Origin of the sequence: uncultured Succinatimonas sp., from assembly GCF_905203285.1 — a bacterium.
Lineage (GTDB): Bacteria > Pseudomonadota > Gammaproteobacteria > Enterobacterales > Succinivibrionaceae > Succinatimonas.
The window spans coordinates 1-10,333 of the sequence record NZ_CAJKVK010000072.1 but is presented as its reverse complement, the minus strand read 5'-3'; the positions used below and the strand labels follow the sequence as shown (position 1 = coordinate 10,333).

The following is a 10,333-nucleotide window of genomic DNA, read 5'->3' as shown; positions in this document are numbered from 1 at the left end:
TTTTTTTGTACTTTATTTATTTTTATAAATTCTATACATGTCACATAAATTATATATTTATTATTAAAATGTCGATTTTTTAGTCCCCGATCACGAAAAGACCGCACCAAAATTAATATATTAAATTCATGTTAACGTTGTCATTGCCCTATTTTATTAGGCAGCGTTGCATGTAAAAAAACTTAAGGAGTTGTCTATGAAATTAACCAAAACCATTTTAGCTGTAGCTACCACTGCTGCCATTGCTTCTTTTTCCTTTGGCGCAAATGCAGCCGACAAGCTGAAAATCGGTATGTCTTTCCAGGAAATGAATAACCCTTACTTCGTCACCATGAAGGAAGCTTTGGAAGAAGCTTGCGCATCAGTTGGTGCTGAAGTCGTTATTACCGACGCTCGTCACGACATTTCAAAACAGATTAGTGACGTTGAAGATATGCTCCAGAAAGATATTGACATTCTGCTGCTTAACCCGACCGACTCTGTAGGCATCCAGTCAGCAGTTATTGACGCCAACAAGGCCGGCGTAGTCACTGTTGCAATTGACGCTCAAGCAGAAGGCCCTATCGATTCATTCGTCGGTTCAAAGAACTATGATGCAGGTTTGAAAGCTTGCAAGTTCTTAGCTGACTCCATCGGCGGCGAAGGCGATGTTGCAATTCTTGACGGTATCCCTGTAGTTCCTATTTTGGAACGTGTCCGCGGCTGTAAAGATGCTCTAAAGGATTATCCTAAGATCAAGATTGTAACCGTCCAGAACGGACAGCAAGACCGCGCTATCGCTATGAACGTTACTGAGAACATTCTCCAGTCTGCTCCTAACCTCAAGGGTATGTTCTCCGTAAACGATGAAGGTTCACTTGGCGCCCTGTCAGCAATTCAGTCCTCAGGCCGCGATATCAAACTTACCTCCGTTGACGGTAACCCGCAGGCTGTTGAAGAAATCGCAAAAGGCAACTCCCCATTCATCGGTACTTCAGCACAGTATCCTCGTGACCAGGTCCGCGTAGGTATCGGTATCGCCCTCGCTAAATACTGGGGCGCCAATGTTCCTAAAGAAATCCCTATTGATGTTACTTTGATCACCAAAGAAAATGCTAAGGGCTTCTCCTGGTAATTCTTTGTTTTCATAAGTAAATAATTAATTCTTGCCATCCTTATTACTAGTTAATAAGGATGGTTTTATAGGGGTTACTATGGAAAGACTATTAGAATTACAAGGAATTAGTAAATCTTTCCCAGGTGTAAAAGCACTTGATAACATTTCTTTGACCTTGGACAAAGGTGAAATTCACGCGCTTCTGGGAGAAAACGGAGCGGGCAAATCGACCTTAATGAAGATTTTGTGCGGTATTTACAGTAATGATGAAGGCAAAATTTTCGTTGAAGGTAAAGAAGTCAAGTTCGGCAATTATAAAGATGCCATTGACGCAGGCATCGGCATTATTTTCCAAGAATTATCCTTAATTCCTTACTTAAACGCAGTAGAAAACATTTTCTTAAATCGCGAAATCAAAAATGCATTCGGATTAATTGATTTTGCAAAAATGCGCGTCGAAACATTAAAGATCCTTGACCGACTCGACGTTCATATTAATGTTGACGTTCCTGTAGAACAACTTAGTGTCGCAGAGCAGCAATTCGTTGAAATCGTAAAGGCTTTGTCACTTAACGCCAAAATCTTAGTACTTGACGAGCCTACTTCAACTCTTACGCCAAAAGAAGCCGATCACTTGTTCGACATCATGCGCGAACTTAAGCAAAAAGGCGTTGGAATGTTCTTCATTTCGCACCACCTTGATGAGATTTTCGAAATTTGCGACACCATTTCCGTTTTGCGCGACGGAACCTATGTCGGCACGAAACCGGTTAAAGATTCCAATGTCGACGAATTGGTCGAAATGATGGTCGGACGCAAAGTTGAAAACAATTATCCTCCTAAACCAGAAGTTCCTCCTCACGAAAAAGTTATTCTTGAAGTTAACAACCTTATTCGTGAAAAGCACGGTAAACCGAGTTCATTCAAACTTTACAAAGGCGAAATTTTAGGTTTCTTCGGCTTGGTCGGAGCCGGTCGTACTGAGACTGCCCGCGCTTTAATCGGAGCCGATCCGGTTTACTCTAAAGAAGTAATTCTTGACGGCAAAAAAGAGACTCTAGGCTCTCCTGACGTGGCCTTGCAAAAAGGAATAGGTTTGCTGCCTGAAGATCGTAAAGCCGAAGGTCTGATTTTACCTTTTTCCATCACTGAGAATATTGCCATGAACAACTACTCCAAGTGGATAGTCGGCAAAATATTCATCGATGATAAAAAAGAAGTGGAAACCGCAAAAGATTTGATTAAAAAGGTCAGAGTTAAAACCCCTAGCCATGAGACCGCAGTTCAAAATCTTAGCGGCGGAAACCAGCAGAAAGTAGTCATCGGCAGATGGTTAAACAATGACTGCAAAGTGCTCATTTTCGATGAGCCGACTCGCGGCATTGACGTTGGCGCTAAAGCTGAAATTTACGAGCTGATGCGCAAGCTTACCGAACAAGGCATTTCGATCATCATGATCTCATCCGAGCTGCCGGAAATTATCGGTGTATGTGACCGAGTTGAAGTTTTCAGGGAAGGCGCAATCGTCGCCGATTTAACCGGTGAAGACATTAACTCCAATACCATCATGTTATACGCTACAGGAAACAAATAAGAATGAACACTCAAGTTTCTCAAGACTCTAAAGCCATGAGCACCTTTAAAGCTCTTAGCAAACAACCGATTTTCTATCCGTTAATCGGATTCCTGCTCGTTTTCATTATTATGACCGTTGTAAGCGACAGCTTCCTTACCTACAACAACCTGTCAAATATCGGTCGTCAGGTGTCAATTAACGCCATTATCGCAGTCGGTATGACCTTCGCTATTTTAACGGGCGGTATCGACCTTGCCGTAGGTTCAGTAATGGCTTTATCCGGCACTATTATGGCAGGTCTTATGGCCGGCGGCATGCCAATGAGCGTTGCTATCGTTGCCGGTATTGCTTTAGGCTGCGTATTAGGCGGCTTAAACGGTATGATGGTTGCATACGCTAAGATGCCTCCTTTCATCGTTACTTTGGCAATGATGACTATTGCCCGCGGTCTAGCCCTCATCTATACCGGCGGTTACCCGATTGCCGGCATTGATCAGGCATTTGCTTTCTTCGGCCGCGGCAGTGTTCTCGGCATTGAAACTCCGATCATTATCACCGTAATCGTTTATGCCATCGCTTATATCGTATTGAATCATACTCCGTTCGGCCGTCACGTATACGCAACCGGCGGTAACTATGAAGCATCACGCTTAAGCGGTATTAAAGTATCACGTATTCTCTTCCTCGTTTACACCATTTCAGGCTTAACCTCCGCATTAGCCGGCTTAATCATCACTTCCCGTTTGATGTCCGGTCAGCCTAACGCAGGTGTTGCTTTCGAATTGGACGCCATCGCTGCAGTAGTATTAGGCGGCGCAGCAATGAACGGCGGTAAAGGAACAATTCTCGGTACCTTGATGGGTGCCTTGCTCCTTGGCGTATTGAACAACGGTTTGAACTTAATCGGTATCAACCCGTATGTACAAAACGTTATCAAAGGTATCATCATTCTCTTCGCAATTTACGTCGGTACTGAAAAGAAGAAAGCCCGCAGCTAATCAGATCTTTCTTTCCATTCCGGAGAACGCAAGTTCTCCGGTTTTTCAGTTACGATTTCGGAGTATAAATCCATGAGTTATTTCCTTGGTGTTGACTTAGGCGGCACTGTTATCAAAGCCGGAATTTATAATCTTGCCGGTGAAGAAGTCGCAGTATGCGAACACACCGCCAACCTTTTAAGCGAAGCTGAAGGCTTTGCTGAAAGAAACATGGATGAGATGTGGAAAGCTGTCTGCATCGTCACCGGAGGCGCCGTTAAAAAAGCAGGAATCGATAAAGCTGACATTAAAGGCGTGTCATTCTCCTCCCATGGCAAAGGCTTATACGCAATTGATAAAGCCGGAAATCCGGTACGCAACGGCATCATCTCCTCAGACACCCGTTCTGTCGATATTGTCTTAAAATGGCTTGCTGACGGCACTGCTGATAAAGCATATCCGTACGGAATGCAGCAAATCTGGACGGGACATCCTGTCTCGCTCTTGAGTTGGTTAAAGCAACACGAAAGAGCAAATTACGATAAAATCGCTGCCATTTTAATGGTTCACGACTACGTTCGCTTCCGTATGACCGGAGAAATCGGAGCCGAAATTACCAATATCTCCGGCAGCAATATGTACAACATTCAAACGGGACAATACGATCCTAAACTTATGTCATTGTTCGGCGTTGAAGAGTGTGAATCCAAAACCGCTCCTATAGTAGGATCTTCTGAAGAATGCGGCAAAATCACTGCAAAAGCAGCTGAAGAATTAGGTCTTGCCGCAGGAACCCCGGTATTCGGCGGATTCTTTGACGTAGTATCAGCTGCAATTGCCTCAGGTGTCGTTGATGATACCGCAATAAGTGCCGCAGCCGGTACCTGGTCAATTGCAACAGCCGTAAGCAAATCAATTCCTAAAAAAGATCATCACTACGTATGGGGCCGCTACTGTATTCCCGGCTTGTTCTTCGTCCATGAAGGATCACCTACTTCAGCTTCAAACCTCTCATGGTGGCGTGATAATGTCATTTCTCACTTAAGCCTTGACGAGTGCAATAAGTATGTTGACGAGATACAAAAAGCATTCAAGAAAACCAGTTTGTTCTTCCTGCCCTATCTGTTCGGTTCAAATTACCAGATAGGCATGAATGCCAATCTTTACGGTCTGCAGGCTCATCATACGATTAAAGACGTGGTTTACGCTATCTATGAGGGTATTGTTTTCTCCCATACCTTAAATCAGGACAAGATTTTACAAATCACGCCCAATGCCAAGACCATTCGTATGAACGGCGGTCCGACCAACTCCGAACCGTGGATGAGGATCTATGCATCAACAGCCAATATGCCGATTGAAATTTCAACGGTAAAACAAACAGGATGCAAGGCTGCGGCAATTTGTGCCGCTGTAGGCGCAGGTTATTACTCTGACTACTATGACGCCATCAAACAAACTCTGCAGCCGATGAAGATCATCGAGCCCGATCTTAAGCTCAACGCATATCTTCGCGAAAGATATGGCGAGTTCCTTGAGATTAACGAAAAGCTGGCAAAATAGCGTTTTCCTTATAAATACTCCTCTCCATAGTACCTTTACTCCGCAACTGATGTTGCGGAGTTTTTTCTTTTAAAAATCAGTCTTCCACAGCATAAATTGTTCTTAACAGATTAATGCCGCTTTTGGTTTTAAATATTTTATGTAACACGCTGGCTACCGAACTTTGGGGCAAAGAGTCTTCGTAAATATTCACTAAAAAATCTGCTTCGACCAAAATTTGATAATCAATGCCGTCAATAGCTTTATAAGTGTGATGATGTCCGACTAAATAACAGACTCTATCAATTACCTGTGCATCAATATTAAGTCTCTCCAGAAGTTTTTTAGCTTCAGATGGTCCCTCTTGTTCCTGATATTTACCCATGCTGGAGTGGTATTTAATTTCAGCGTTTTTAATACCGATATCATGAACTAATGCAGCGATTTCTATAACAAGGGAATCATTTTCAGATAAACATTCTTTTTCTGCAATTAACTTAGCAAAAGCATGAACCTTCATAAAATGCTGAATTCTTTTAGGATCACCTGAATAGTAATCAATCATAGCCTGACAAACTGCAGAAATTTTCTCAGCGTTCATTTTTAACTCTCTAATTATCTATCTCAACATTAACCAAACAGTTTAAAAATATTATGTGCGTAAATTCTGCTTTTTTCTTAAAACTGCGTAAAAAGCACCATTTTTGCATATAAAATTGTTGCCAACATTAACAAACTAGGAATTTTGCATGAAACTTTATTTTATGCGTCACGGAATGACTGACTGGAACCTTGAAGACAAAATTCAGGGACAATCAGATATTCCGCTTAATGATTTTGGTAAAAATCAAGCTGAACAGGCAAGCCTTGCCATTTCTAACATTAACTTTGACAAATGCTATTACAGTCCGCTCATTCGCACCAAAGAAACAGCATTACGAGCCTTAAAGGGTCAGAAAAATTGTCCTCTTTTCAAATATGATCGGGTGATTGAAATATCTTACGGTGTTTGTGAAGGAGATTTTATTCCGGATATACGAAAAAACCCGCATCATCCATTACATAATTACTTGATGAATCCGGAATTTTTTATTCCTCCTAAAAGAGGTGAATCAATTCCTAGCATTGTCAAAAGAGCACAAATATTTTTAGATGAAATAAAAAACGAAGCAGTCGACAACAAAAACATTTTAATCGTTAGTCACGGAGGTTTTATCCGCGCCGTGATCATGGCTGTACAAAAACTTCCGCCCCAGTTTTTCAGAAAAACCCGTGAACAGAAAAACTGTGCCGTAACCGTATTTGAATTTAAGGACGGGAAATGGAAGCTGCTTCAGGATGCCGTAGATATCCTTGCAGGAGAAAAATTATGTGATTAAAAAAGCCCGCGAAAAATGCGGGCTAAAAGGAGCTACTTTATTCGCACAATATCTTTTTCTTGCCTAAAATACCATGCAATCTTACAGCTTTCTTCTAACTCTTCTAGTATATAGAAAGCATCGTAAATATTTTTCCCTGGCACTATAGGTCCATGATTTGCCAATAAAAATCCATTGGCATCATTAATATGCTCTTCTGCTAAAGCAAACAATTCCTTACTGCCTGGAGGTGCAAAAGGAATTAAACCTACTTTGCCAAGTTTCATTTCCAAATAAGGAGTATATTTGGGAATAATATCTTTTGAATCACTATGATTCAGACATGACCAGATAGTACTATAAAAACTATGCGTATGTAATACTGCCCCAATATTCGGATCTTTTTTATAAAAACTAAGATGTAAAGGAGCTTCCTTACTAGCTTTTCTTCCAGCTAGTAAATTTCCATCTAAAGAAACTACAGAAAAATCATCTACATCTAATGTTCCAAAAGAAGATCCGGATGAGGTTATAACAACATAGTCTTGATATCTAAAACTTAAATTTGCAGAAGAACCTGAAACCTTATTCCGGTTAAAAAGGCTATGTGCGACATTAATACAATCATTAATGCTTTTTTGCACCTCAGAACAATCTAAAATAGACACTTTCTATTCTCCTGTCATTTTGATTGCTTTTTCAAAGAAATATTCGTCTCCGAAATTTCCTGATTTCAAAACCAAACGAACATTAGGATGCTTTGACGGAGCCATAACAGGAACGCCAGGAGCAACGCTTTCACCTATTACATAACCATCTTGAGGTAAACCTTTGATAACTGCCCCAGAAGTTTCTCCGCCTGCCACAATAAATCTGGTAAAGCCATCAGCAAAAGCAAGTTTGGTTAACTCATTCATTGTTAGTTCAATTTTATGAGCTAACTTTTCTGTACCATACTGTTTTTGTAAGGCAGCAACTTCTTCAGCCGGCGCTGTTGAATAGATTAAACAGTGTCCTTTAACTGATTTATAGTCACACCATAAATCTTTAGCGGTCAATTCTCCTGACATTAATTTATGTGCATCAATTTTAATTACTTGATTACCGCTTTCCTTAAAAGTTTTTATCTGTTTTTGTGTTGCAACAGAACAACTACCTGCAAGTAATAAAGCCTTTCCATCTGTTTTTGAATTAGGAATATGAGAGACACCTAAAGTTGCCCCTTCCTTTTTAAGGTAATATTCTCCCAATGCTGTTAAGACACCAGAACCGCCGCTTTGGATAAACATATCTCCAAATACTTTTGCAATCTGACTGGCATCAGTATCATTTTCATAGTCAGGAATTAAATAATAATGCTCATTATCTTTTTCAATATTTTTAATTAATGCTTTTAATTTTTCCTCATCATAAAGAACATCATGAGGCACATTAAAACATTTATATGAAGACTGTGCTTCCATAAGATTCTTCAAACTTGAATCCCACATCGGAGTTAAAGGATGATTTTTCATCGGGCTCTCAGCAAGAGGGACACCATTTATATACAAAATACCATCTTTAACAATACGTCCATTTACAGGCAGCGCAGGACAAATAATGCTTGCTTTTGCTTCAAATCCTTCAAGGAAATTATCCAAAATTGGTCCAATATTTCCTTTAGGGGTCGAATCAAAAGTCGAACAATATTTACTGTATATATGCTGAGCGCCATGTTCAACAAGCCATTTTGCAGCAGCTAAAGACTGTTCTTTTGCTTCTGCAACAGGCGCCATTCTACTTTTTAAAGCAATAACTGCAGCCTGTATTCCTTCCTTTTCTAAATCGATATCCGAAGGAATGCCATCAAACAACATGGTCTTTAATCCTGACTTTACTGCAAAAGACGCAGCATCACTTGATCCAGTAAAATCATCGCCAACAATACCCAAAAACAACTTATTAGACATAATCTTTATCCTTTTTAGCTAACCCAGGTTACAGTTTCAGGAATAAATGCAATTATCAAAGTAACCAGCAACATGACACCGATGAAAGGCAATACCCTTACACTTAGTTTCAATAACGGAACTTTAGTAACATTACTAGATACGAATAACGCAGTTCCAACAGGTGGGGACAACAAGCCGACCGTTAAAGTGATAACCATGATAATGCCGAATTGAACCAAATCTACACCAACAGCTTGCATTGCTGGAGCCAAAATAGGAGAAAGAAGCAAAATAGCAGGAGAACTATCTAAAAACATTCCTACAATAAGCAACAATCCAATTACTATTATCAATAAAATGATTTTATTATCTGTAATTGCCACTAATGCAGCTGATAACATTTGCGGTATTCTTTCACTGGCAAGTATCCATCCAAACAAGGACGTAGAAGCAATAATTATTGCAATAGCCGCAGTACTAATGGCCGCTTCGATACATACAGGAATAATATCTTTAATTGATAACTTACGGTAAACAAAAAGGCTCAAAATCAATGCATAAACTGCAACAACAGCGCCACCTTCTGTAGGAGTAAAAACACCGCCACGAATACCCCAAATAATCATAACGGGCATCAATAAAGCCCAGAATGCTGTCTTAAAGCGAAGAACCTTCTCTTTAAAAGGGACAGCTCCTTCTGCCGGATAATTATGTTTCCTGGTATACCACCAAGAATATATTAAGAAACCAAAACCAATAGCCACACCAGGAATTACAGCAGCCAAAAATAGATCACCAATTGAAGATTGAGTGGCTACACCATAAATAATAATCGCAATTGATGGCGGGATAATTAAACCAATAGCACCAGAAGCGGCTACCAGAGCAGCGGAAAATTCAACGTCATATCCACGTTTTTTCATTTCAGGAACCATTACAGTACCTAGAGCTGCAGTATCAGCAACGCCAGATCCTGAAATGCCTCCCATAATAATACCGCTAATAGCTACAACGTGAGCTAAAGAACCTCTAATTCCTCCAACTATTGACAATGCAAAACCAATAATAGCTTCTGTAATACCTCCTTTACTCATAAAGGTACCAGCCAACATAAATAAAGGAATAGCCATTAATGGAAAAGAATCAATTGCAGTGAAAAAACGCTGGCAAATAATATCTAAAGGCAAACCTAAAAATAAAGCAGCACTTATCGATGAGACGGCTAACACAAACGCAATTGGTAAGCCTAATACTAAAAAAAGAACGAAGGTAACAATAATTATGGCGGTCAACATATTATTTATCTCCTTGTAATGCCTTAGCTCTTTCTTCTAAATATACTGTGACGGTAAAAAACAAAAGAAGAAGACCACTAACCGGAATAATTGTATAAACGTATTGCATTGGTAATTGCATCGCAGAAGATATTTGTCCAACGCCTAACAATACTAATCTTATTCCCGAATAGAAAATAACAATACCTAAAATTGCAGTAGCAACTGCATTTATCGTTAAAATTGCTATATGAAATCTACCTTTCGTCTTTTTTAATAAAAGATCTATAGCAACATGAGCCCCTGCTTTTAAAGCAACAGGCAAACCGACAAATGTAATCCATACAAACAAATAACGTCCTAACTCCTCAGACCAAGTTAGCGAATTATGCATCACATAACGGCAAACAACTTGCGTAAAAATCAAAATAGTCATAACGAAAATCAGAATTCCGCACAAATTTGACAATACGCTATATAATTTTTGTTCAAAATTTTTCATTCAGAGTTACTCCGCAGGCATTGAGGGTGACTAAATAGTCATTCCCGATAACTTGAAAGAAGGAAGGGCAGTTTCGC

General features: G+C 40.0%; 10 protein-coding genes. 5 read left to right on the top strand and 5 right to left on the bottom strand.

Translation table 11 applies throughout. From position 1 onward, the window contains the following. Positions 1-196: 196 nt before the first annotated feature. The 4 genes from QZ019_RS07570 (at position 197) to QZ019_RS07555 (ending at position 5,212) form a co-directional block, all read left to right on the top strand. Positions 197-1,114: an ABC transporter substrate-binding protein gene (locus QZ019_RS07570; protein WP_009144324.1), complete on the top strand. Its 918-nt coding sequence runs from the start codon at positions 197-199 to the stop codon at positions 1,112-1,114. Between the two features lie 79 nt (positions 1,115-1,193). Further along, on the top strand, positions 1,194-2,690 hold the full coding sequence (locus tag QZ019_RS07565; protein WP_009144323.1) for a sugar ABC transporter ATP-binding protein: 1,497 nt from the start codon (positions 1,194-1,196) through the stop codon (positions 2,688-2,690). Between the two features lie 2 nt (positions 2,691-2,692). Continuing rightward, positions 2,693-3,670, top strand: coding sequence for a ribose ABC transporter permease (locus QZ019_RS07560; protein ID WP_295483823.1), 978 nt, complete (start codon positions 2,693-2,695; stop codon positions 3,668-3,670). A 72-nt stretch (positions 3,671-3,742) separates the two neighbouring features. Then, on the top strand, positions 3,743-5,212 hold the full coding sequence (locus QZ019_RS07555) for an FGGY-family carbohydrate kinase (RefSeq protein WP_295483820.1): 1,470 nt from the start codon (positions 3,743-3,745) through the stop codon (positions 5,210-5,212). A gap of 76 nt (positions 5,213-5,288) precedes the next feature. On the opposite strand, the gene QZ019_RS07550 is transcribed toward QZ019_RS07555, so the two are convergent. Beyond that, the gene (locus tag QZ019_RS07550) at positions 5,289-5,792 is read right to left on the bottom strand and encodes an HD domain-containing protein (protein ID WP_295483818.1); all 504 of its coding nucleotides are present in this window, start codon (positions 5,790-5,792) and stop codon (positions 5,289-5,291) included. Between the two features lie 148 nt (positions 5,793-5,940). Between QZ019_RS07550 and QZ019_RS07545 the strand changes: the two genes are divergently transcribed. Continuing rightward, positions 5,941-6,570 (top strand): histidine phosphatase family protein, encoded by a 630-nt coding sequence (locus QZ019_RS07545; protein WP_295483815.1) that lies wholly within the window; start codon positions 5,941-5,943, stop codon positions 6,568-6,570. 32 nt (positions 6,571-6,602) lie between these two features. Here QZ019_RS07545 and QZ019_RS07540 read toward each other — a convergent pair whose 3' ends face one another. From QZ019_RS07540 to QZ019_RS07525, 4 genes are read right to left on the bottom strand one after another with little or no spacing between them, the layout of a single operon-like run. Next, positions 6,603-7,217, bottom strand: a complete 615-nt coding sequence (locus tag QZ019_RS07540) for a class II aldolase/adducin family protein (RefSeq protein WP_295483811.1) — start codon at positions 7,215-7,217, stop codon at positions 6,603-6,605. Between the two features lie 3 nt (positions 7,218-7,220). Further along, a complete protein-coding gene (gene otnK / locus QZ019_RS07535) occupies positions 7,221-8,498 on the bottom strand; it encodes a 3-oxo-tetronate kinase (protein ID WP_295483808.1) in 1,278 nt (425 codons plus the stop codon). 14 nt (positions 8,499-8,512) lie between these two features. Then, complete coding sequence (locus tag QZ019_RS07530) at positions 8,513-9,775, bottom strand: TRAP transporter large permease (RefSeq protein WP_295483806.1); 1,263 nt, start codon at positions 9,773-9,775, stop codon at positions 8,513-8,515. 1 nt (position 9,776) lies between these two features. Beyond that, a complete protein-coding gene (locus tag QZ019_RS07525) occupies positions 9,777-10,256 on the bottom strand; it encodes a TRAP transporter small permease (RefSeq protein WP_249082513.1) in 480 nt (159 codons plus the stop codon). Positions 10,257-10,333 lie beyond the last annotated feature (77 nt).

Excerpts from the sequence above, each read along its gene's own strand:
- QZ019_RS07545 (WP_295483815.1), top strand. The coding sequence starts at position 5,941 with ATGAAACTTTATTTTATGCGTCACGGAATGACTGACTGGAACCTTGAA.
- QZ019_RS07530 (WP_295483806.1), bottom strand. The coding sequence starts at position 9,775 with ATGTTGACCGCCATAATTATTGTTACCTTCGTTCTTTTTTTAGTATTA.
- QZ019_RS07555 (WP_295483820.1), top strand. The coding sequence starts at position 3,743 with ATGAGTTATTTCCTTGGTGTTGACTTAGGCGGCACTGTTATCAAAGCC.
- QZ019_RS07525 (WP_249082513.1), bottom strand. The coding sequence starts at position 10,256 with ATGAAAAATTTTGAACAAAAATTATATAGCGTATTGTCAAATTTGTGC.
- QZ019_RS07550 (WP_295483818.1), bottom strand. The coding sequence starts at position 5,792 with ATGAACGCTGAGAAAATTTCTGCAGTTTGTCAGGCTATGATTGATTAC.
- QZ019_RS07570 (WP_009144324.1), top strand. The coding sequence starts at position 197 with ATGAAATTAACCAAAACCATTTTAGCTGTAGCTACCACTGCTGCCATT.
- QZ019_RS07560 (WP_295483823.1), top strand. The coding sequence starts at position 2,693 with ATGAACACTCAAGTTTCTCAAGACTCTAAAGCCATGAGCACCTTTAAA.
- QZ019_RS07565 (WP_009144323.1), top strand. The coding sequence starts at position 1,194 with ATGGAAAGACTATTAGAATTACAAGGAATTAGTAAATCTTTCCCAGGT.
- otnK (WP_295483808.1), bottom strand. The coding sequence starts at position 8,498 with ATGTCTAATAAGTTGTTTTTGGGTATTGTTGGCGATGATTTTACTGGA.